The 22,657-nt window shown below is 68.4% G+C and carries 15 protein-coding genes, 1 tRNA gene and 1 pseudogene; 13 read left to right on the forward strand and 4 right to left on the reverse strand.

Features of this window, described 5'->3' with window-relative positions; translation table 11 throughout:
- The first annotated feature begins 3 nt into the window (after positions 1-3).
- Both MVF96_RS20035 and MVF96_RS20040 read left to right on the forward strand, forming a co-directional pair.
- Entirely contained in the window at positions 4-588 is a 585-nt protein-coding gene (locus tag MVF96_RS20035) for a TetR/AcrR family transcriptional regulator (protein ID WP_065629535.1), read from the forward strand.
- Positions 585-2,132, forward strand: coding sequence for an MFS transporter (locus MVF96_RS20040; RefSeq protein WP_137810372.1), 1,548 nt, complete (start codon positions 585-587; stop codon positions 2,130-2,132). The genes MVF96_RS20035 and MVF96_RS20040 overlap by 4 nt, the downstream gene beginning before the upstream one ends.
- Here the strand turns inward: MVF96_RS20040 and MVF96_RS20045 are convergent.
- Positions 2,113-3,033 carry an alpha/beta fold hydrolase gene (locus MVF96_RS20045; protein ID WP_247450183.1) on the reverse strand — a complete coding sequence of 307 codons (921 nt, stop codon included), beginning with the start codon at positions 3,031-3,033 and terminating at the stop codon, positions 2,113-2,115. The genes MVF96_RS20040 and MVF96_RS20045 overlap by 20 nt on opposite strands.
- Before the next feature lie 165 nt (positions 3,034-3,198).
- On the opposite strand from MVF96_RS20045, the gene fdh reads away from it, so the two are divergent.
- Genes fdh through nrfD form a run of 3 tightly spaced genes read left to right on the forward strand, consistent with a single transcriptional unit; the run spans position 3,199 to position 8,687 of the window.
- Positions 3,199-6,528, forward strand: coding sequence for a formate dehydrogenase (gene fdh / locus MVF96_RS20050; RefSeq protein WP_207624939.1), 3,330 nt, complete (start codon positions 3,199-3,201; stop codon positions 6,526-6,528).
- Positions 6,529-7,578 carry a 4Fe-4S dicluster domain-containing protein gene (locus MVF96_RS20055; protein WP_247450184.1) on the forward strand — a complete coding sequence of 350 codons (1,050 nt, stop codon included), beginning with the start codon at positions 6,529-6,531 and terminating at the stop codon, positions 7,576-7,578. It abuts the gene before it with no gap.
- Positions 7,575-8,687, forward strand: a complete 1,113-nt coding sequence (nrfD, locus tag MVF96_RS20060) for an NrfD/PsrC family molybdoenzyme membrane anchor subunit (protein ID WP_247450186.1) — start codon at positions 7,575-7,577, stop codon at positions 8,685-8,687. Before MVF96_RS20055 ends, nrfD begins: the two co-directional genes overlap by 4 nt.
- 431 nt (positions 8,688-9,118) lie before the next feature.
- Here nrfD and selD read toward each other — a convergent pair whose 3' ends face one another.
- Positions 9,119-10,114 (reverse strand): selenide, water dikinase SelD, encoded by a 996-nt coding sequence (gene selD, locus MVF96_RS20065; RefSeq protein ID WP_247450188.1) that lies wholly within the window; start codon positions 10,112-10,114, stop codon positions 9,119-9,121.
- A 65-nt stretch (positions 10,115-10,179) separates the two neighbouring features.
- Here selD and MVF96_RS20070 point away from each other — a divergent pair, with 65 nt between their 5' ends.
- From MVF96_RS20070 to MVF96_RS20090, 5 genes and pseudogenes are all read left to right on the forward strand, one after another.
- Complete coding sequence (locus tag MVF96_RS20070) at positions 10,180-10,470, forward strand: hypothetical protein (protein ID WP_078112696.1); 291 nt, start codon at positions 10,180-10,182, stop codon at positions 10,468-10,470.
- A 32-nt stretch (positions 10,471-10,502) separates the two neighbouring features.
- Positions 10,503-10,597, forward strand: a tRNA-Sec gene (locus MVF96_RS20075).
- Positions 10,598-10,752: 155 nt separating this feature from the next.
- A pseudogene (selA, locus tag MVF96_RS20080) lies at positions 10,753-12,089 on the forward strand (L-seryl-tRNA(Sec) selenium transferase).
- 10 nt (positions 12,090-12,099) lie between these two features.
- On the forward strand, positions 12,100-13,893 hold the full coding sequence (selB, locus tag MVF96_RS20085; protein ID WP_247450190.1) for a selenocysteine-specific translation elongation factor: 1,794 nt from the start codon (positions 12,100-12,102) through the stop codon (positions 13,891-13,893).
- A gap of 202 nt (positions 13,894-14,095) precedes the next feature.
- Positions 14,096-15,718, forward strand: coding sequence for an HNH endonuclease signature motif containing protein (locus tag MVF96_RS20090; RefSeq protein WP_247450192.1), 1,623 nt, complete (start codon positions 14,096-14,098; stop codon positions 15,716-15,718).
- A 24-nt stretch (positions 15,719-15,742) separates the two neighbouring features.
- Here the strand turns inward: MVF96_RS20090 and MVF96_RS20095 are convergent, their stop codons facing one another.
- Positions 15,743-16,600 carry a zinc-binding alcohol dehydrogenase family protein gene (locus MVF96_RS20095; protein WP_247450194.1) on the reverse strand — a complete coding sequence of 286 codons (858 nt, stop codon included), beginning with the start codon at positions 16,598-16,600 and terminating at the stop codon, positions 15,743-15,745.
- Positions 16,601-16,877: 277 nt separating this feature from the next.
- On the opposite strand from MVF96_RS20095, the gene MVF96_RS20100 reads away from it, so the two are divergent.
- Positions 16,878-17,168, forward strand: coding sequence for a winged helix-turn-helix transcriptional regulator (locus MVF96_RS20100; protein WP_247450196.1), 291 nt, complete (start codon positions 16,878-16,880; stop codon positions 17,166-17,168).
- Positions 17,169-17,224: 56 nt separating this feature from the next.
- On the opposite strand, the gene clpB is transcribed toward MVF96_RS20100, so the two are convergent.
- Positions 17,225-19,777, reverse strand: coding sequence for an ATP-dependent chaperone ClpB (gene clpB, locus MVF96_RS20105; protein WP_065631418.1), 2,553 nt, complete (start codon positions 19,775-19,777; stop codon positions 17,225-17,227).
- Positions 19,778-20,038: 261 nt separating this feature from the next.
- Here clpB and MVF96_RS20110 point away from each other — a divergent pair, with 261 nt between their 5' ends.
- Positions 20,039-21,142 (forward strand): hypothetical protein, encoded by a 1,104-nt coding sequence (locus tag MVF96_RS20110; protein WP_211539573.1) that lies wholly within the window; start codon positions 20,039-20,041, stop codon positions 21,140-21,142.
- Between the two features lie 107 nt (positions 21,143-21,249).
- Positions 21,250-22,650 (forward strand): glucose-6-phosphate dehydrogenase, encoded by a 1,401-nt coding sequence (locus MVF96_RS20115; protein ID WP_065631420.1) that lies wholly within the window; start codon positions 21,250-21,252, stop codon positions 22,648-22,650.
- Positions 22,651-22,657: the final 7 nt, after the last annotated feature.

Raw genomic sequence — 22,657 nt, forward strand, 5'->3', positions numbered from 1 at the left:
GTCATGACGGAGGCAGCGCCCCGCCGCCGACGAGATCCCGAGGAACGGCGACGCACCATTGTCGAGGCCGCCGCCACGCTCATCACCGAGGTGGGCTCCGAGGGGCTCACCCACCGGCTTGTCGCGAAACGTGCCGGTGTGCCGCTCGGTTCGACGACGCAGTACTTCGCCACGCTCGACGATCTGCGCGAGGCAGCGCTCGCCCGCCTGGCCGACGACATCGACTCCGGCCTGGCCGAGGTGGCCGAGACCCTCGCCGAACACGGCCCAGCCGCGGCGGTCTTCGCCGAGACGCTCCACGACTATCTGTCGGACGAGCGGTTGATCCGCGCCGACCTCGCGCTCGTGTCGGCCGCCGTCCTCGATCCCGCGCTCCGCCCGCTCGCGGTTCGCTGGCCCGACGGGCTGGTCGAAATCCTCATCCCGCACGTCGGGCAGACGGCCGCTCGCGCGATCGCCGCGTACACCGACGGCGTGGCCATGCACGCACTCCTCTACGGGACGCCGCTGTCTTTCGACGACCTGACCGCCACCCTGACGGCCCTGACCGGGCTGCCCTCCCCCGAGCACGACCGGAGCCGACGATGACCCAGCGATCCGCCACCGAGACCACCAGCGCAGACGGCCTGTCCTTCCGGCGCCGATGGGCGTCGGCCGCCGTGTTGTCGGCCAGCCTGCTGGTCATCACCGTCGACCTCACGATCCTCAACGTCGCACTCCCCGACCTGGCCGGCGACCTGCGCCCGACCGCCGATCAGCAGCTGTGGATCATCGACGCCTACTCGCTCGTCCTGGCCGGCCTGCTGCTCTCCATGAGTTCACTGGCCGACCGGTGGGGCCGAAAACGGATGCTGGTCACCGGCTTCGCGGTGTTCGGTGGGGCCTCGGCACTGGTCCTGCTGGCCGAGTCACCCGAGGCGGTGATCGCGGTCCGGGTGCTGCTGGGCGTCGGCGGCGCGATGATCATGCCGACCACGTTGTCCCTGCTGCGCAGCATCTTCACCGACCCCGCCGAGCGTGCGACCGCCCTCGGGCTCTGGGCCGCGGTGTCGGGCCTCGGTGCGGCCGTCGGCCCGATCGTCGGCGGGGTTCTGCTCGAGTACTTCTCGTGGCGCGCCGCGTTCCTCGTCAACGTCCCGCTGATGGCGGTCGCCATCGTGGCCGCCGTGCTGATCCTGCCGGAGTCGAAGCACCCGCAGCCGGGCCGGTGGGACGCCGTCGGTGCGCTGATGTCGATCGCCGGCATGGTCGCCCTGGTCTGGGCCATCAAGCGGTTCGCCAAGGAGGAGAGCCTCCTCGCACCGGCCGCCTGGGTGGCCCTGATCGGCGCGGTCCTCATCCTGGCCCTGTTCGTCCGACGCTGCATGCGACGCACCGAGCCGCTGCTCGACGTCTCGTTGTTCCGCAGCCGGCCGTTCAGTGCGGGTGTTCTCGCCGCGCTCGGCTCGATGTTCGGACTCGCGGCGGCGCTGTTGCTGCTGGCCCAGTGGCTCCAGTTGGTCGAGGGCCACTCCCCGATCGCGGCCGGTGTGCGGCTGTTGCCGGTGGCGGGAGCGGCGATCGTGTCCTCGATGATCGCCGCCCCGCTCTCCCGGATGATCGGCGCCCGAGCCGTCGTGGCCGGCGGCATCGGCATCGCCGGCGTCGGGATGGCGCTGATGTTCCTCGGTTCCGACGGGCTCTCCTACAGCACCGTCGCCACCGCTCAGGTGCTTGTCGGATTCGGCATCGGATCACTGGCCATCGCATCGGCGATGATCATGGCCGGCACCCCGGATGCCAAGGCGGGCAACGCCGCCGCGCTGGAAGAGACCGCCTACGACCTGGGCAATGTGCTCGGTGTCGCGATCCTCGGCAGCGTGGCGTCGATCCTCTACCGGACCACGCTGACGGCCGAGCCCGTCCCCGGCGTACCCGCCGAGGTGACCGACGCGGCCGGCGAATCCCTCGGCGCCGCCATGGGTCTCGCCGAAGCCGCCGGAGCACCGGGCCTCGCGGAGCGGGCGGCGGCCGCGTTCACCGACGCCATGCAGCAGACGAGCCTGGTCGGCGGGGTCACGCTCGTCGCCGTCGCCGTGGCCGTCTTCGCGCTCGTCCCGCGCGGCACGGATGTCACGGCCGCGCAGCACTGACGTAGTCGTGCCTGTCATCCGGGCGGGTGACGAGCTCCCGGTTGAGACGGTCGAGAAGTTCTGCGATCCGCTTCGGCTGATCGTGCGGAGCCAGGTGGCCGCAGTCGTCCAGGACTTTCAGCTCGACGCCGAGCCGCGCATGTACCACCTCAGCCAGCCGCCGTGTCGGCAGGAAGACGTCATGGTCGCCGGAGACCACCATCAAGGGGCGGTCCGTCGGCAATTCATCAGACGGCCCCGGCGCCAGACTCGTACGGCAGTGTCCGGCAACCAGATCCATCCATGCGATCAGCGCGGGATCGACGTTTCTGTCCGGCGCCGTCATCATTCGCAGCAGATCATACGAGCGTTCCGGCCGAGGCGAGGCCAGCCATGAGACGGTTGTGCGCAATGTCCGAGGCGAGACCGCCAAACGGGTGATGCCCGCAGGTGACACGAGTAGGCGTCCGGCGATCAGCGATGAGGCACCGGCCAACGCGATCGCCGCCCCGAGCGAGTGACCCAGCACGATCACCGGATGGGCGACCGTCGCGCCGAGCACCTCGTCGAGCCACCGCCCGTAGGCAGGGATCCGACCGCGTCGCCGCGGACGTTCCGGTGCACTTGTCCCCGGCTGGCCGGGCACGTCCAGACTGATGACGTCGTTGTTCCGCGCGAGTTCGGACAGCAGCGGGATCATCGTCGCCGAGTTCATGTTCGTACCCGGCACCACGACGACAGTGCGCCGGTCGGCGGGTGCCGCCGTCCCGGGGTCGAGAGACCGGGATGCAACGATCCTGGTCCGCCCCGCCGACGTCTGGACTTCCCATTGCGCGGCAACACAATCTGCTGCCGACAACCGGATCTCGCACCATCGTCGGATTACGTCGCGGCCGGATTCGGTCTTGTATGCGGTGGTCATCAGGAAATCCCATCGGCGCGTCTTCACGGCACACGGCATCGATGATCAGCCCGGCAAGGGATGACAACGACACACGTGCAGCCGACCAGACTTCCCGGCACTCCACCCGCCACGATAGCAACGGTCGAGACGCAACCGCAGACGATGAGGTCTAGACTCGGACGGGTGCCAGCCTTCAGCCCCCTCGAATGGCCGGTGTTCCGCCAGTTGCGGTCGGGCGACGTCTTCGGACGCGGACCGGCGGTCACCTCGGCGAGGACACGCGGCATCGAACCGCGCACCGCCGCCGCGGACCGTGTGGTCCAGAGCGTGTGCCCGTTCTGCGCGGTGGGTTGCGGGCAGAAGGTGTACGTCAAGGACGAGCGGGTGGTCCAGATCGAGGGCGACCCGGACTCCCCGATCTCCCGCGGGCGCCTCTGTCCCAAGGGCGCGTCGAGCGAGCAGTTGGTCAACAACCCGATGCGGCAGACCTCCATCCGCTATCGGGCCCCATACGCGACCGAATGGCAGGACCTGGATCGCGACACCGCGATCGACATGATCGCCGACCGTTTCCTCGAGGCCCGACGCCGTGGCTGGCAGGACCGCGACGACGAGGGCCGGCTGCTCCGGCGGACCACCGGTGTCGCCTCGCTCGGCGGTGCCACCCTCGACAACGAAGAGAACTATCTGATCAAGAAGCTCTTCACCGCGGCGGGCGCGATCCAGATCGAGAACCAGGCCCGCATATGACACTCCGCCACGGTTCCCGGTCTGGGGGCCTCGTTCGGACGCGGCGGCGCCACGCAATCACTGCAGGACATGGCCAACGCCGATTGCATCGTTCTCATGGGCGGCAACATGGCCGAGGCGCACCCAGTGGGTTTCCAGTGGGTGTCAGAGGCGAAGGCCAAGGGCGCGACGATCATTCACGTCGATCCGCGTTTCACCCGTACCTCTGCGGTGGCCGACCGGCACATCTCCATCCGGGCCGGCTCTGACGTCGTCCTGCTCGGTGCGCTGATCAACTACGCCATCACGCACGAGAAGTACTTCCGCGAGTACGTCGTCGCGTACACGAACGCCGCCACCCTGATCGCCGCGGACTTCCGCGACACCGAGGATCTCGACGGCCTGTTCTCCGGCTTCAATCCGGAGACCGGCGAATACGACGCCACCAGTTGGGCTTACGAGGAACCGTCCACCCACTCCGACGACGGTGGCCGCGACAGCGAGGACGGCAAGGTCGAGTCGCCCGGCCACCCGGACGACGGGCCGCGGGTGAAGGACCGCGCGGTGGGGCACGAGCACGGCTCGGGCGGGCCGCCGCTGGAGCACGGGGCGACAGTGCGCGACGACACCCTGGAACACCCGCGCAGCGTGTTCCAGATCGTCAAGCGTCACTACTCGCGCTACACACCCGAGATGGTGCGCGACATGTGCGGGATCTCGGTGCGCGACTTCGAGTATCTGGCCCGGGCCGTCACCGACAACTCCGGCCGCGAGCGCACCACGTGCTTCGGGTACGCGACCGGCTGGACCCAGCACACCTTCGGCGCGCAGTTCATCCGCGCCGCGTCGGTTCTGCAACTCCTGCTCGGCAACGTCGGGCGCCCCGGCGGCGGCATCATGGCCCTCCGCGGACACGCGAGCATCCAGGGGTCCACCGACATCCCGACGCTGTTCAACCTGCTGCCCGGGTATCTGCCGATGCCCTCGGCGGGCAAGCATGACAGTTTCGCCGACTACATCGACGCGATCACGTCGAAGGCCGAGAAGGGTTTCTGGGCCAACGCCGAGGACTACATGGTGAGTCTTCTCAAGGCGTGGTTCGGGGATGCCGCAACCGCCGAGAACGACTGGTGTTACGACTACCTGCCCCGGCTCACCGGGCCCGCCGGGACCTTCCAGACGACGGTCGACATGCTCGCCGACAAGGTCGACGGTTACTTCGTCCTCGGCCAGAACCCGGCGGTCGGATCGGCCAACGGGCGCCAGGCGCGGATGGCGATGTCGCACCTCAAATGGCTCGTCGTCCGCGACCTCAACATGATCGAGACGGCCACCTGGTGGAAGGAGGGCCCGGAGATCGAGTCCGGCGAGCTGCGCACCGAGGACATCGCCACCGAGGTGTTCTTCCTCCCCGCGGCCACGCATGTGGAGAAGGCCGGCTCGTTCACGCAGACCCAGCGCATGGTGCAGTGGCGCCACCAGGCGGTCGAGCCACCGGGTCAGTGCCAGAGCGAGATGGACTTCTTCTTCGAGCTCGGGCGGCGCATCCGCGAACGCCTCGCCGAGTCGACCGACGAACGTGACCGCCCGCTGCTCGACGTCACATGGGACTATCCCCTCGACGACCACGGCAACCCCGACCCCGAAGCGGTGCTGTCGGAGATCAACGGCTACCACGTGACCGGCGAAGACGCCGGCACGAACCTCACGTCCTACACCCAGATGAAGCGCGACGGCTCGACCGCGGGCGGCTGCTGGATCTACACCGGGGTCTACACCGGCGCGGACACCGACGGGCCGTCGAACCTGGCCGCCCGCCGGGTCCCGCAGGGCGGTGGTGGCGTCACCCAGCACGAGTGGGGCTGGGTGTGGCCGGCGGATCGTCGAATCCTCTACAACCGCGCATCGGCCGACCCCGACGGCCGGCCGTGGAGCGAACGCAAGCGGTACATGGAATGGGACGCCGACGCCGGGCGGTGGGTCGGGCCCGACGTGCCCGACTTCCCGGTCGACCTGGCTCCCGACGCTCGTCCCGACCCGTCGGTCGGCGGCGTCGACGCCCTCTGCGGCGACGACCCGTTCGTCATGCAGGCCGACGGGAAGGGCTGGCTCTACGCCCCGCGCGGGCTGGTCGACGGCCCGTTGCCGACGCACTACGAACCGCAGGAATCCCCGGTGGTCAACGCGCTGTACCCCCAGCAGCAGTCGCCATCGCGAGTCCTGTTCCCCCGCACGGACAATCTCGACGCACCCAGCGGCGAGAGCCCCGGTTCCGAGGTGTACCCGTTCGTGTTCACGACGTACCGCCTCACCGAGCACCACACCGCGGGTGGCATGAGCCGATGGACGCCGTACCTGTCGGAACTGCAGCCGGAGATGTTCTGCGAGATCTCACCCGAACTCGCCGAAGAGCGGGGCCTCACCAACGAGGGCTGGGCGACGATCGTGTCGCCGCGCGCTGCGATCGAGGCGCGGGTGCTGGTGACCGATCGCATGATGCCGCTGACCATCAACGGCCGGCAGGTGCATCAGGTGGGTCTTCCCTATCACTGGGGCGTGGGTTCCGACGCCGTCGTCAGCGGCGACGCCGCCAACGATCTGATCGGGGTCACACTGGATCCGAACGTGCAGATCCAGGAATCCAAGGTGGGCTCGTGCGACGTCATCGCCGGGCGCCGCCCGCAAGGCCGGGCACTGCTCGACCTGGTGCGCGCCTACCAGGAGCGGGCCGGGGTCACCGTCGAGACCGACAACCAGCACATCACCGGGAAGGCGGAGGAATAGATGGGACAGCTGTCCGGGCCATCCGATCCCAGCGCCGACGCGCACTGGAGCACCCACGAGGAGCGCAAGGGGTTCTTCACCGACACCTCGATCTGTATCGGCTGCAAGGCCTGCGAGGTGGCGTGCAAGGAATGGAACGGCAACCCGCGCGACGGCGACCTCGCCCTCACCGGGATGTCGTACGACAACACCGTCGCCCTCGGCGCGAGCACCTGGCGCCACGTCGCCTTCATCGAGCAGAATTCCGAGCGCATCGCCGAGGCCCGCGAGTCCGGGCGTGCGCTCGTCGGACTCGGGATGCCCGCGATGCCCGGCTCCTCGCCTGAAGATCGTTCGTCTCTGCCGACCAGGCCCTCTCCCCTGCCGGCTGAGCCGGCGAGGAGCGAAGCGACGAGCCGAGTCGAAGTCCCCGACACCCCCGAGTTCCGCTGGCTGATGTCGTCGGACGTCTGCAAGCACTGCACGCACGCCGGGTGCCTCGACGTCTGTCCGACGGGCGCGCTGTTCCGCACCGAGTTCGGCACCGTCGTGATCCAGGACGACGTCTGCAACGGCTGCGGGACGTGCGTGGCCGGATGTCCGTTCGGCGTCGTCGAGCGCCGGGCCGACGGCACCGCCGCGCCGACGACCCGCTCCGGCGAACGCAAGGGCGAGCAGCCCGAGGTGCCCAAACGCGGTGTCGCGCAGAAGTGCACGCTCTGCTACGACCGGTTGCTCGACGACGAGACACCGGCTTGCGCGAAGACCTGCCCGACCACGTCGATCAAGTTCGGCGACCACGACGACCTCGTCGACGACGCGCACGCCCGCGTCCGGGCGCTGCACGAGCAGGGCATGACCGAGGCGCGGCTCTACGGCGCCAACCCGAACGACGGTGTCGGCGGCACCGGATCGGTGTTCCTGCTGCTCGACGAGCCGGAAGTCTACGGACTGCCGCCGGACCCGCGGGTGTGCACCGCGGACCTGCCGGCCATGTACAAGCGCGCCGGGATCGCGGCGGCCGGAATGCTGGCCGCCGCCGCACTCTCGTTCCTGCGGGGCGGCCGATGACCTCGTCGGAATTCGACTCCTTCCGTCCGCCGGAGCCGCCCCGGCGGCGCGGCCGGGGTTTCGGCCGCGGCGGAAAGCGAAGGCCGGGTGGAGGTTTCGGTCAGGGCGACGGCAACCGCGAGATGTCGATGGTGCCCGATGCCGAATTCACCTCGTATTACGGGCATCCCGTCGTCAAGCCACCACCCTGGGACGAGAAGGTGGCCGCCTACCTGTTTCTCGGCGGTGTCGCCGGCGGCTCCGGCGTCCTGGCCGCCGGGGCCCAGCTCACCGGGCGGGACGCGTTGCGCCGCAACGCCCGCCTCAGTGGTCTGGGTGCCGTGGGTCTGGGCGGGATCGCGCTCGTCGCCGACCTCGGACGGCCGGACCGGTTCTACAACATGTTGCGCACGTTCAAGGTGACGTCGCCGATGAGCGTCGGTTCCTGGATCCTGTCGGCGTTCAGCGGGGCACTCGGTGTCGCGGCGGTCGCCGAGGTCGACCGGATGACCGGTGCGCGGCTGCCGCTCGGGCCGCTTCGTGCGGTGTTGCGCGCCGTCGAGGCCCCCGCCGGGCTGGCCGCCGGCCTGGCGGGTCCGCCGCTCGCGGTGTACACCGCGGTGCTGCTCTCCGATACCGCCGTGCCGACCTGGAACGCCATGCACCGGGACCTGCCGTTCGTGTTCGTCAGTTCCGCGAGCCTGGCGTCGAGCGGGCTGGCGCTGGTCACCACGCCGGTCGGTCAGGCCGGGCCGGCACGGACGCTCGCGGCGCTGGGCGTGGTCGGCGACCTCGTGGCGATGCGACTCACGGAGCGACGGATGGACCCGGTCGCCGCCGAACCGCTCCACCACGGCAAGGCCGGCACCCTGCTGCGCTGGAGCGAGCGACTCGCCGTCGCCGGCGGAGTGGGCACGTTGCTCAGCGGGCGTTCCCGCCCCCTGGCGGTCGTCTCGGGACTCGCACTGCTCGCCGCGTCGGCCTGCACGCGATTCGGCGTCTTCGACGCCGGCATCGAGTCGGCCAAGAACCCCCGCTACACGATCGAGCCACAGAAGCGCCGCCTCGCGGCCCGTCGCGCCGCGGGAATCACCGACGACTCGATCACCACCGGGCCGCCCGCGCCCTGAGCGGTGCCCACTGAGGAGCGCCGCCACCCGCTGCTCCCTGAGCGCCAGCGCCGCACTCCGCTCCTGAGCGCAAGCGCCACCCCTCCGCTCTCTATCCGAAAAAGGCGGTCCCCATTGCTCCCTGAGGTGCGAGGAGCGCAAGCCGCCGGGCCGAGCAAGCGACGAAGGAGCGCGTCGAGGTCGACGAGCCACGAAGGGCCTGGTGAGACACGTTGCGTGACCCTTCGTGGCTCGCTTCGCTCGCACCTCAGGGAGCATGTTTTTCGGACGTTCACGAGTGTTCTTTCGTGGTCCACAACGGCCGCCAGGCCCCGCTCCCTGAGGAGCGCCCGGAGCTTGCGGAGGGCTAAGGCCCACCCCCCCCCCCCCCCCTCCCTGAGGAGCGCCCGGAGCTTGCGGAGGGCGCGTCACGAAGGGCCTTCGCGACCGAGTCAGCGAACCCGGATACCCGTCCCCGCCACCGTCTCACCGATCACCGGGTAGCCCGGGACCTCGCCGACCACGAGCAGCCCGCCCGAGGTCTGTGCGTCCGCGAGGAACAGCAGGTCGTCGTCGGAGACACCGGAATCGACCGTGAGGTGAGGCCGTACCCAGTCCAGGTTGCGGCGGGTACCCCCCGACACGAACCCGTCACGCAGGGCCTCGTCCGCGCCGCTCACGGCCGGCACCGAAGCGCGGTCGACTACCGCGCCGACGCCCGACGCGCGGCACAGTTTGTGCAGATGCCCGAGTAGACCGAAGCCGGTCACGTCGGTCGCCGCACGGACGCCGGCCGCGACCGCAGCAATCGACGCATCGCGATTGAGCGTCGTCATCAGGGCGATCGCCTCCTCGAACACCTCGCCCGTCTGCTTGTGCCGGTTGTTCAACAGTCCGACGCCGATCGGTTTGGTCAGGGTGATGGGCAACCCCGGCTCGGCCGCGTCGTTGCGCAACAAGCGGCCGGGTTCGGCCACTCCGGTCACCGCCATGCCGTACTTGGGTTCCGGATCGTCGATGGTGTGCCCGCCGATCACCGGACAGGCGGCCTGCGCCCCGACGTCGAGACCGCCGCGCAGCACCTCGGTCATCAGCTCCATCGGCAGCACCTCCCGCGGCCACCCGACCAGGTTGATCGCGACGACGGGGGTGCCGCCCATGGCGTAGATGTCCGACAGCGCGTTGGCCGCGGCGATGCGGCCCCAGTTGTACGGATCGTCGACGACCGGGGTGAAGAAGTCGGCGGTGGAGAGCACCGCGAGGTCGTCGCGGATGCGCACCGCCGCGGCGTCGTCCCCGTCGTCTAGCCCGACGATGATGTTCTCTCCGACCTGGCCGGTGAGCCCGGCGACCGCCTGCTCGAGCTCGCCCGGCGGGATCTTGCACGCGCATCCACCGCCGTGGGCGTAGCCGGTCAGTCGGATGGGTGTCTCGCTTCGCACGGTCACCGTGTCGAGGGTAGCCCTCCGGCAATCACCGATACGGTCCTCCGGCGATCGCTACCATCGGGCACATGAGGCAAGCAGACGGCGAGTACTACGTCACGGCCGGCGAGCTGCAGGCGTTCTGGGAATCCGGTCACGACTACTGGTACATGCGAGAGGACGGGTCGACCGACCTCTACGCCGACGAACTCGACATCACCCACGGCTGGCCGATCTTCCTGATGAAGCGCGACGAGGAGTGGTTCGCGAAGTGGGACGGCGATTTTGAGCGCGCCGTCGACGACGATCTCAACCCGAAGTTGATCCGCCATTTCGAGGAACTCATCACCGAGGGCAACTGGCCACACCGGCAGGACTGACCGGCCGCACGTCGGATAGGTTGGGACCGCATGGAGGCGTATGGGTCCTGGTGGGCTCCCCGGTCTTCAAAACCGAGGAGGTCGAGTATCTCGGCCTGGCGGGTTCGATTCCCGTCCGCCTCCGCCAGGGGTCGACCGTGAACCCCCGCCGGCTGAGCCGGTGACGAGCGAAGCGAGAGCCACCCCCCGCCGGCTGAGCCGGTGACGAGCGAAGCGAGAGCCACCCCCGCCGGCTGAGCCGGTGACGAGCGAAGCGAGAGCCCACCCCCGCCGGCTGAGCCGGTGACGAGCGAAGCGAGGAGCCGTGTCGAAGCCCCCGTCACCGATCCGCGCCGTCGAATTCCGCGAACCGACGCGCTGTTGGCCCTGCCCGCGGTGTCCGCGGCGCGAGCACGACTGGGCGACACAGCGATTCGCGACATCATTCGCCAGGCCCAGGACGCGGCCCGCCGCGGCGAGACGCCACCGGATGACGTCGAGCGGATCGTCGTGGAATCGGTCAGCGCGTCGTATGCCTCGTCGATCCGCCCCGTGCTCAACGCCACCGGGGTCGTCGTGCACACGAACCTCGGGCGGGCACCGCTGTCACCCGCGGCGCTCGACGCCGTCGGCGCGGCGTCGGGTTACGTCGACGTGGAACTCGATCTCGAGTCCGGCACCCGGTCGAAGCGCGGGGCGGCCACCCGCGCCGCTCTCCTACGAGCCTGTCCCGCAGCGGAAGACGCGCTGATGGTCAACAACGGTGCGGCCGCACTGGTACTGGCGACGACCGCCCTGGCGGCCGGGCGTGCAGTCGTCATCAGTCGTGGCGAGATGATCGAGATCGGCGCAGGCTTCCGGCTCACCGAGCTGATCGCGTCGACAGGCGCCCGGTTACACGAGGTCGGCACCACCAACCGCACCCACGCACGCGACTACGCCGACGCCCTCACCGACGACGACGTCGGAGCGATCCTCAAGGTGCATCCGAGCAACTTCCGGGTCGAGGGTTTTACCAGCGAGACCTCGCTCTCCGAGCTACGCGGCCTCGGCCGGGCGCACGATGTGCCCGTCGTCGCCGACATCGGCAGCGGACTCCTGCAGCCAGACCCGCTGCTGCCCGACGAACCCGACGCCACCACGACACTCGATTCCGGCGCCGACCTCGTCATCGCCAGCGGCGACAAACTCCTGGGCGGACCGCAGGCCGGACTCCTGCTCGGCGATGCGGCGCTCGTTCAGCGTCTCGCGAAACACCCTCTCGCACGGGCGGTTCGCGCGGACAAGCTGGCACTGGCTGCGATGGAGGCAACCGTCGGCGGGCCACGACCCCCGTCTGGGAGTACCTCCACGCCGATTCCGACAGGCTTCGGGTTCGTACCGAATCCCTGGGCACGGCAGTCGGATTCCCGATCGTCGCCCATGACGGACGGGTGGGTGGCGGTGGCGCACCCGGCGTGCCGCTGCCGGGGTGGGCAGTGCGGCTTCCGGTCGCAACGGCCGCCCGCCTACGCGTCGGCGATCCGGCCGTCCTACCCCGCGTTCACGACGACGCGTGTCTGGTGGACCTGCGCTGCGTTCCCGAAGCCGACGACGTGCGGGTACTCGCCGCGATCCGACAGGCTCTGGGCGCGTCGTGAAGTCGCGCTCGTGAAGTACGTGGTGGCCACCGCCGGACACGTGGACCACGGGAAGTCCACACTGGTGCGTGCTCTGACCGGGATCGAGCCGGACCGATGGGAGGAGGAACGACGCCGCGGGCTGACGATCGACCTCGGTTTCGCCTGGACCACACTGCCTTCCGGTGCCGACGTGGCCTTCGTCGACGTCCCCGGCCAAGAGCGGTTCATCCCGAACATGCTGGCCGGCCTGGGCCCGGCGCCCGTCGTCCTGTTCGTCGTCGCCGCGGACGAGGGATGGAGCGCCCAGTCCGACGACCACCGTGATGCCGTCGCCGCCCTCGGCATCGAGTACGGGCTGCTGGTCATCACCCGAGCCGACCGGGCCTCGCCCGACCGCGTTCGTGAAGTGATCGATCTGTCGCGTGATCGCCTCAGCCGCACCGGCCTTTCCGATGCGCCGGCGGTCGTGGTGTCGGCGCCCGATCGCGTCGGAATCGACGAACTGCGCACACGGCTCGACGCCGTCTTGGCCGGGATGTCATCGCCGTCGACCTCGGGGCGTGTCCGGTTCTGGATCGACCGGGTCTTCACCCGCACCGGCGCCGGCACGGTCGTCACCGGCACCCTGGCCGCCGGGACGATCGCGGTCGGCGACACCCTGGACCTGCTCGCGGTTGACGGCCGCCGACGACTCGATGTCCGTGGATTGCAGAGCGAGGGTGCAACTCTCACCACCGCGGCCCCGGTCAGCCGAGTCGCGATCAATCTGCGCGGCGTCGGCGTCGACGACGTCTCGCGTGGCGACGCACTCGTGACGCCCGGAGCCTGGCACACCTCTGCTGTCGCTGATGTCCGGCGCGTGAGCGGAATGTCCTTCGAGGAGGCACCGGAACACCTCGTCGCGCACATCGGCACAGCGGCGCTACCGGTCCGGTTGCGCCCCTTCGACGGCGACCACGCGCGTGTGACCCTCGCGCGCGCCGTGCCGATGTCGCGAGGCGATCGGCTGGTCCTGCGCGATCCCGGCCAACGTATCGTCGGCGGCGGCGTCGTGCTGCACCCCGATCCCCCGGCGCTGACCCGACGGGGCGACGCGACGCGACGCGCGGCCTTGCTGGCGGCAATGTCCGACGACGCCGGGGCCGCCGAAGAAGTGCATCGGCGTGGCGCGATGCGCGTCACCGATCTGACGCGACTCGGCCTGGTCGACGACGCCGAGCCCACACCCCACGGCGTACGAGTGATCGGCGAGTGGTGGGTCGCCGAAACCTCCCTCACCGCCTGGGCCGAGCGACTCCGCGCCGCCGTTGTCGATCTACACGACCGAGATCCGTTGTCGGCGGGGCTGTCCGCGTCCGGCGCACCTGCCCTGCTCGGGCTCCCGGACACGACGCTGCTGGCGACCGTCATCTCGGAAGCCGAGCTGTCGTCGTCCGACGGGCACCTGGCGGTCCCGGGTCACAAGCCCTCCCTGGGTGATGCCGACGACGCGGTCAGCGCACTGGAGCGCCGGCTCGCCGACCACCCGTTCCGTGCACCCGAGGCCGATGACCTCACCGCACTCGGCCTGGGCGCCCGAGAACTCGCCGCCGCCGAGCGCACGGGCCGGATTCTCCGATTGCGCGACGGTGTCGTGCTGTTGCCGACTGCGCCCGCCCTGGCGATGCGCACCCTCGCCTTGCTCGATCAGCCGTTCACCACCAGCGCCGCCCGCCAGGCGCTCGAAACCACTCGGCGCGTGGTGATTCCGCTACTGGAGCACCTGGACGCCCGCGGTTGGACCCGTCGGCTCGACGCCGGGCATCGCGAGGTCGTGCGCTGATCGACGGACGGTGGTCCTGTCGGACAGGTCGCCGCGTGCATCGCGGGAAGAGCTTCCGTCCGAGGCCCCTACCACACGACACCGACAAGTCGACGTCAACGAATAGCATTGCACAGCAGTATGTTTGGCCTTTCCACACGTCTGGATTGGTGTACACTCGAACCTACATTCGCAGCAACGGTTCTCGGGGGAGGTGACCGTCATGTCCGACACCACACACGTCGGTGGCGATTCGACAGCGCCGCAACCGCGTGCCGTTGAGTTGGTGGCTGATCTCCACCGCACCCTCGACAAGTTGCAGACCGTGGATCTGTCGCCGTGTACCGATGCCGAACTCGCTGAAGTGGCCGCGGAGACCGAACGCGCCATCGCACGTCTGACCGTCGCCGGTGACCGGCAGATCGATCAGGCCGTCGCTCGCGACCTGCCCCGCAAGGCCGGCTGCCGCACCCTCATGCAGTACATGACGCACCGGTTACGGGTGTCGAACCCGATGCGCCGCCGTAAGCAGATGGACGCCACCGCCCACCGGACCAGCCTCGGCGGCGAGGTACTCCCACCCGAATACCCCTGCCTCGCCGAAGCTTTCGCACAAGGCGCGGTCGGCACCGCGCACGTGCAGGCCACCCTCGATGTCCTCGACCGCATCCCGGTCGCCGTCGACCACGACATCAAGGTCGCCGCTGAACGGCAGATGGCCGAGATCGCCGAAGCCCATACGCCTGCCGAGATCACCCAGCTCGGCGCGCGGCTGCTTGCCCACCTCGACCCCGATGGCACACTGTCCGACGACACCGACCAGAAACGACGCCGCGGCCTGTGGATCGGACGGCAACGAGCCGACGGGACAGCCAAAATCTCGGGCACCCTGACCCCCGCACTCGCCGCCCGACTCACGATGATGTTCGCCGTGTGGGGCAAACCCGGACTCAACAACCCCGACGACCCCGCCTCGCCCAGCGGGCCGGCCGGTGCCGCCGACCCTGACGCCCTGGCCTCGGCAGTTGACCGCGACGGTCGCACTCTCGCCCAAACGAATCACGACGCGCTCGACGCCGCACTCGCCGCAGGTTTCGCCGACGGGACTCTCGGCACGTCGCACCGCGGCCTGCCCGTGCAACTGATCATCAAGGCCGACCTCGGCGACCTCGTCCGCGAAGCCGGACTGGCGACGACCGTCACCGGTACCCTGCTGCCCATCCGGGACTTGATCGCGATGGCCGGTGACGTCCAGCCGTGGTTGGCGATCTTCAAAGACGCCACCACTGTGCCGCTGCACTTCGGGCGCGGCAGACGTCTGGCCACCCGCGAACAGCGCCTCGTCTCTTTCGCCCGCCCCGACGGGGAAGTGTGCTCGGCACCCGGCTGCGATCAGCCCGCCACCCACATCGAGCTTCATCACGCCGAACGAGACTGGGCCAAGGGCGGACTCACCGACATCGATGACCTCGCCCCTGCCTGTCCCCGCCACAACCGGATGGTCGGCGACCAACCCGGCCAGTACACCACCCGGATCGTCCGGTCCGGGCCAGACGAAGGCCGCTGCGCCTGGCGATTGAACGCCGAACCCGGCGCCCCACCCAACCCCGAATACATCAACCGCCGGCCCGACATACCCACGCGGTTGCAGGCCCACCTGGCACAGGTGCGGCGAGAGATCCACGGACGCACCACGTCCGGCGACGAGTCACGCCCACATGACGCGCGCCGATCATGGTTGAAAACCAGCCACGTCATCGACTACCGGCCACCACGACCCGGACCACGCACACCCCGGCCCTCCCTCGTCGAAGCACACCTCATGGAGTTACTCGCCACCTGGTGAAGTTCGCCGGCTCATCCGCGGTGGTCAGCGCGTGAGGACCACCTTGCCGATCGCCCCTCCGGATTCGGAGATCTGGTGTGCTGTACGAAGATTCTCGATCGTGAAACCAGCCAGTTCACGGTTGACAGTGCTGCGAATCTTGCCGGCGTCGACGAGTTCGGCGACCCGGCCGAGGATCTGGTGTTGCGAGTCGTCTTCCGGTGCGAACAACGGCTTGGAGAACATCAACTCCCAATGCCAACTCTGGCTTTTCTGCTTCAGCGGGAGGGTATCGAGACCTTCCGGCTCGTCGATGGCGACGACCTGACCGTGTACACCCATGATGTCGGCATAGGACTCGACATTCCCGTCCGAGTGGGGCGAGAAGATGTAATCCACGCCGCCCGGGGCGCACGACCGCACGTCCTCGCGCAGGCGTCTCGGGTCGACGACGTGGTGGGCCCCGAGCCCTCGCGCCCATTCCTGCGACTCAGGCCGTGACACGGTTGCGATCACGGTGAGATCAGTCAGGGTCCGGGCCAACTGAATGACCATCGAGCCGACGCCCCCGGCACCCGCCACCACGACGATCGTTCCCGAGTCCGCGGAATCGACCCGCAGCTTCTCGAACAACGACTCCCAGGCAGTGATCGTGGTCAACGGCAGTGCGGCAGCCGCGCCGAAGTCGAGGGACGACGGTTTGAGCCCGACGAGCCGCTCATCGACAAGATGGAACTCGGCATTCGTTCCCGGCCGATCGATCGAACCGGCGTAGTAGACCTCGTCTCCGACCGCAAACCGCGACACCTCGTCGCCGGTCCCGACGACAATTCCCGCCGCGTCGAATCCCAGAACCCGCGGCGGATCGGAGTCACGCAGTCCTGCACGTACTTTGGTGTCCACCGGGTTGACCGAGACCGCGCGGACCTCGACGAGGAGATCGTGCGGACGGGGGTCGGCACCGGCATTGCCGACTCGACGAACGCGTTCGGGTCCTCGACGGAGTCCGCGGCGGCCACAACCAGGGCTGTCATCTCTCGTGTCATGGCGCTAAGGTATCCCGACGACCCCAGTTACCCACAAGGGAGCCTAGTATCCCTTAGAAAGCATAGAGGTTGACGCCATGCCGCCGCCATCCCATCGCGGAGACGCTTACTCTGCATCGTGTCCCTGCCGAGGGATGCTCGACCTTCTCGCCGACAAGTGGAGCGCCCTCGTCATCGGCGCCCTCCGCGATCGACCGATGCGGTTCGGAGAGCTCCGCGAGCGGCTCGACGGAATCAGCCCCAAAGTCCTCACGGCGACTCTGCGTCGGCTGGAGACAGCCGGGATACTCACCCGAACCGTCTATCCGGCGGTCCCGCTGCACGTCGAATACGAACTGACGGAACTCGGGGTGGACGCCGCCGGGCCGCTGGACACATTGCGCCTGTGGGTAGAGGACAACCTTGACCGCTTCCCACATCGGTAACCGACGCAGACAAAGGGACCCATCCCGAAGGATGGGTCCCTTTGTCATTCACGAACTCAGCCCAGTACCAACGACTCTCCGTCGGCACTGACGTTGACCGGCACGACGTCACCGTCGCGGATGTCGCCGGCGAGCAGCTGCTTGGCGAGCTGGTCACCGATGGCCTGCTGCACCAGGCGGCGCAGCGGGCGAGCACCGTACAGCGGGTCGAATCCGCGTGCGCCCAGCCATTCCTTGGCCTTGGTCGACACCTCGAGGTCGAGGCGACGCTGCGCGAGGCGCTTCTTGAGCTGGTCGAGCTGGATGTCGACGATCGACACCAGTTCCTCCGGGCTCAGGGCGTCGAAGATCACCACGTCGTCGAGACGGTTGATGAACTCCGGCTTGAACGCCGACCGCACCGCCATCATGACGTGATCCTTGTCGCCCCCCGCACCGAGGTTCGAGGTGAGGATCAGGATGGTGTTGCGGAAGTCCACCGTCCGGCCCTGACCGTCGGTCAGTCGACCTTCGTCCAGTACCTGCAGCAGCACGTCGAACACGTCCGGGTGAGCCTTCTCGATCTCGTCGAACAGGACCACCGTGTACGGACGACGCCTCACCGCCTCGGTCAGCTGGCCGCCGGCCTCGTACCCGACGTAACCGGGCGGAGCACCGACGAGCCTTGCCACGCTGTGCTTCTCGCCGTACTCGCTCATGTCGATGCGGACCATCGCCCGCTCGTCGTCGAACAGGAACTCGGCGAGCGCCTTGGCCAGCTCGGTCTTACCGACACCGGTGGGGCCGAGGAACATGAACGAGCCGAGCGGCCGGTTCGGGTCCGCGACACCGGCGCGGGCACGACGCACCGCGTCGGACACCGCCTGCACCGCATCCTTCTGACCGATGACCCGGTGTCCCAGTTCCTCTTCCATGCGCAGCAGCTTGGCGGTCTCGCCTTCGAGCATGCGTCCGGCCGGGATTCCGGTCCACGCCGACACGACCTGGGCCACGTCGTCGGGTCCGACCTCCTCCTGCAGCATCACGTCCTGAGAAGGATCCGTGCCGGTCTTCTCGATCGCGGCCTCGAGCTCCTTCTCCAGTCCGGGGACGCGACCGTACCGCAGCTCGGCGGCGCGTCCGAGATCACCGTCGCGCTCCGCGCGATCAGCCTCGCCGCGAAGCCTTTCCAGCTCCTCCTTGAGGTCTCGGACCGCGTCGATCGCGGTCTTCTCCGACTGCCACCGGGCGGAGAGCTCGTTGAGCTTCTCCTTCTGGTCGGCCAGCTCGGCGCGGAGCTTCTCGAGCCGCTCCTTCGACGCCGCGTCGGTCTCCTTCTGCAAGGCGACCTCCTCGACCTCGAGACGGCGGACGATCCGCTCGACCTCGTCGATCTCGACGGGGCGCGAGTCGATCTCCATCCGCAACCGCGACGCGGCCTCGTCGACGAGGTCGATGGCCTTGTCGGGCAGGAACCGCGAGGTGATGTAGCGATCGGAAAGCGATGCGGCAGCGACCAATGCGGAGTCGGTGATGCGCACGCCGTGGTGCACCTCGTACCGGTCCTTCAGGCCGCGGAGGATGCCGATGGCGTCTTCGACCGACGGCTCGCCGACGTACACCTGCTGGAAGCGACGCTCTAGTGCGGCGTCCTTCTCGATGTACTTGCGGTACTCCTCGAGGGTGGTGGCACCGACCAGCCGCAGCTCACCACGGGCGAGCATCGGCTTGATCATGTTGCCGGCGTCCATCGCGGAATCGCCTGTCGCACCGGCTCCGACGATCGTGTGCAGCTCGTCGATGAAGGTGATGACCTGTCCGGCCGAACCCTTGATCTCGTCGAGCACGGCCTTGAGCCGCTCCTCGAACTCGCCACGGTACTTCGCGCCGGCGACCATCGAACCCATGTCGAGGGAGATGACGGTCTTGTTGCGCAACGACTCCGGCACGTCGCCGGCGACGATGCGTTGCGCGAGACCTTCGACGATGGCGGTCTTGCCGACGCCGGGCTCACCGATGAGGACCGGGTTGTTCTTGGTCCGCCGGCTGAGCACCTGCACGACGCGCCGGATCTCGGTGTCGCGGCCGATGACCGGGTCGAGCTTGCCCTCGCGGGCGGCCGCGGTCAGGTCGGTCGAGTACTTCTCGAGAGCCTGGTAGGTCGATTCGGGATCCTCGGAGGTGACCCGTGCGCTGCCGCGCACGGCGACGAACGCCTCGCGCAGAGCCTGCGGTGTCGCACCGAGGTTGTGCAGCAGTTTGGCGACGTCGGAGTCACCGGTCGCCAGGCCGACGACGACGTGCTCGGTCGAGACATACTCGTCGTCGAGTTCACCGGCCAGCTGCTGAGCTGCGGTGACGGCCGCGATCGATTCGCGGGATAGTTGAGGCGTCGAGCTGGCGCCGGACACCGTTGGCATGCGATCGACCAGAGCCTGGGCCTGCGCACGAACGCTCGACGGGTCCACGCCCACCGCTTTGAGCAGCGGCGACGCGATGCCGTCGGACTGATCGAGCAGTGCCACGAGGATGTGGGCCGGTCGCACGTCGGGGTTGCCAGCACTGGCCGCCGCCTGCACAGCAGAACTCAATGCTTGCTGCGTCTTGGTGGTGGGGGTGAAGCTGTCCACTCGCGTGCACCTTTCTCTTAAGTCCAACAGGCTCAAGTATGAGCCATACGCGGTCTACAACGCCAACAGAGTTGAGTGCATTCCGCTCAAGCCTGAAGTTTCTGTGACATAGACCACTTGCTCCAGGATGTCGGGGGTTGGCGATCCCCCGCCCTCACAGCCGTCCAGGCTCGGGACCCGACGCCACAGACTCTCCGGAACGCGACAAACCGATCCGCAGTATTGAACGACGCACAAGTCGGGCGCCTATTCTTGAGCCCGATGTCACAGCTTTCACGCGACAAGAAGAAGCGCCGCGCCCAACGTAAGCGCAAACACGACTCCGGCAGTGGCAACCACTCCAACGTGGTACCGCTTTTCGGCACAGCAAGGCGACACGTTGCTCCCGAAGCATTCAAGTCGTGGCTCCGCGATGAGGTCTTCCCCGGCGACGAGGAAGCTGTCACCCACATCGGGGCGTACGCGTTCATCGTGCTCGACGCCGTCGGGCAGACGAACCCCGGTTTCGATCCGCTCTCCTGGACTACCGACGACGTCGACACCATGGTGTCGATGCTCAACCACATCGAGTCGAACCAGCAGCAGGACGCCAAACCGCTCGCCATCGCGATCGAGACGCTGCGCCGCTACCTGGTCGAGACCGGCATGTGGCTCAGCACCGAATCCGTATCGGCCTATGCCGCCGAGCAGTTTGCCCTTGCCTCCGGGCTCGAGTTACGGACCACGACAATCGAGGAAGTCGACGAGGCCACCGAACGCGCTGCCCTCCTGGACACACAGCCCGTCCGGCGGGTCACCGAGCTGTTGGACTGGCTGGGTCCGCACCGCCCCACCACGCAGAGTCGGTGGCTCAAACCGGCCGAGGCCCGCGACCTCGCCCGCCGACTCGACATCGACTTCCCCGCTCACGTCAAGAGCATGAGCGACGTCGCGTCGTTACATCACCTGTGGGGCTTTGCCCAGGCCCTCGATATCGTCGAAGCCAATACCTCGAGCGCACGTCCCGGGCGCGCCGCCCATCTGTGGCGGGAGGAGCCCCGGATCGACGTGCTGCGGGTGGGTCTCACCGCATGGGTTCGGTCCGGCTTTCCTCGGGAATACAACCCCGACATCGACTTCTCGTCGTCCTTGATCGGCGTGGTCATTAGCGGACTCGGCGATTCACCGCTGAGTATCGCCGAGATCAACGCCTGGGTCCCCAAACTCGGACTCAGCGAGTTCCTCGTCGAGGCAATCCATCGTCGGCTCGAGTTGTACATCGAAGAAGGCTGGCTGACGCTCGAGGGCGACAGGTACGTCGTTCCCGTCGCGTTACGCCCTGCCGTGGTATCTGCGCTCCCCCTGCCAGGACCTCCGCAGGACTAGACTTGGTCGGCGGCGCAGGGATCCGCTGACGTCCACAGTGCGCGATCGGTAACGGAATCCAGCACACATCCCGCACTCTGCACATCTGTTCGCGCAATATGGATTGAGTGACCACAGACAACTCCACCGGGCCGGTGATCTTCATCCTCTTCGGGTCGACGGGCGACCTCGCCAAGCGGATGGTCCTGCCGTCGCTGTACGAACTCCACCGGCGAGACCTGCTCCCCGACGGATGGCAGCTGATCGGCAACGGACGCGGCGACCGGACCGACGACGAGTTCCGGCAGCACGTGAAGGACGCCATCGAGGAGTTCGGTCCGGACGGGTCGGTGTCATCGGACGAATGGGAAGCGTTCGCCGAGACCCTCCGCTTCGCCGGCGGCGGGTTCACCGTCGACAACCCCGGCCGTCTGCCAGAGGTGATCGACGCGGCCCGTGACGCCGTCGGCGACGGTGCTCAACTGGTCCACTATCTGGCCCTCCCACCGACCACCTTCGTCGACTACACGAAAGCCATTGCCGCGCACGATCTTGCGAAGGGATCCCGAGTCGTCTACGAGAAGCCGTTCGGAACGTCCCCCGACGGCTTCCGGACTCTCGACAAGGCAGTCCACGAATCCCTGGACGAGAAGCAGATCTACCGGATCGACCACTTCCTGGGGAAGGAGAGCACCCAGAACCTGCACGTCCTCCGTTTTGCCAACGGGTTGTTCTCGGGGGTGTGGAACCGCGAACACGTGGCAGAAGTCCAGATCGACGTCCCGGAGATTCTCGACATCGCCGACCGCGCCGCCTTCTACGACGCCACCGGCGCATTCCTGGACATGATCGTCACCCACCTGTTCCAGGTGGCGGCCGAAGTCGCGATGGAACCCCCGGTCTCGCTCGGCGCCGACGACCTGCTCGACGCGCGGGAGTCGGTCATCGCGGCGTTCCGGCCGCTGGACCCCGCCGAGGTGGTCTTCGGCCAGTACGAGGGGTACCGCGGCACCGAGGGCATCCCCGAGGACTCCACCACCGAGACATTCGCGGCCGTGCGTCTGTGGGTCGACACCGACCGCTGGCACGGCGTCCCGTTCCTGCTGCGGACCGGCAAGATGCTCGACCACAGCTCCCAGCGACTCAGCCTCGTGTTCCGCTCCCCCGCCGACGGTCCGCTGACCGATAACCCGAAGGACGGCACCGTGCTGACCTTCGATCTGGCCGGCGACGGTGCCATCGATCTGGCGGTCACCGTCAAGGAACCGGGTTCGGGCACCGACCTCTCCGTCGCCCACATGACCGAACAGCTCGACGAGGTGGCCGACGGCCTGTCGCCCTATGCCCGACTCATCGTCGACGTGCTGCGCGGCGATCGGTCGCTGTTCACCCGACCCGATGGTCTCGCGCATGTGTGGGAGGTGGCCGCACCGGTGCTGGCGAATCCGCCGGCGCCGCAACCGTATGCGGCTGGATCGACCGGCCCCGCGGCCGCCGACGACCTGTGCGGCGGGTCCGGCTGGATCTGAACGCGGA

The organism is Gordonia hongkongensis (assembly GCF_023078355.1).
In the GTDB taxonomy this organism is placed as follows: Bacteria; Actinomycetota; Actinomycetes; order Mycobacteriales; family Mycobacteriaceae; genus Gordonia; species Gordonia hongkongensis.

What these genes read in the sequence shown, in the direction of transcription:
- nrfD (WP_247450186.1), top strand. Translation starts at nt 7,575, where the DNA reads ATGACCTCGTCGGAATTCGACTCCTTCCGTCCGCCGGAGCCGCCCCGG.
- MVF96_RS20055 (WP_247450184.1), top strand. Translation starts at nt 6,529, where the DNA reads ATGGGACAGCTGTCCGGGCCATCCGATCCCAGCGCCGACGCGCACTGG.
- MVF96_RS20040 (WP_137810372.1), top strand. Translation starts at nt 585, where the DNA reads ATGACCCAGCGATCCGCCACCGAGACCACCAGCGCAGACGGCCTGTCC.
- MVF96_RS20070 (WP_078112696.1), top strand. Translation starts at nt 10,180, where the DNA reads ATGAGGCAAGCAGACGGCGAGTACTACGTCACGGCCGGCGAGCTGCAG.
- MVF96_RS20035 (WP_065629535.1), top strand. Translation starts at nt 4, where the DNA reads ATGACGGAGGCAGCGCCCCGCCGCCGACGAGATCCCGAGGAACGGCGA.
- MVF96_RS20090 (WP_247450192.1), top strand. Translation starts at nt 14,096, where the DNA reads ATGTCCGACACCACACACGTCGGTGGCGATTCGACAGCGCCGCAACCG.
- MVF96_RS20100 (WP_247450196.1), top strand. Translation starts at nt 16,878, where the DNA reads ATGCTCGACCTTCTCGCCGACAAGTGGAGCGCCCTCGTCATCGGCGCC.
- MVF96_RS20045 (WP_247450183.1), bottom strand. Translation starts at nt 3,033, where the DNA reads ATGACCACCGCATACAAGACCGAATCCGGCCGCGACGTAATCCGACGA.
- MVF96_RS20110 (WP_211539573.1), top strand. Translation starts at nt 20,039, where the DNA reads ATGTCACAGCTTTCACGCGACAAGAAGAAGCGCCGCGCCCAACGTAAG.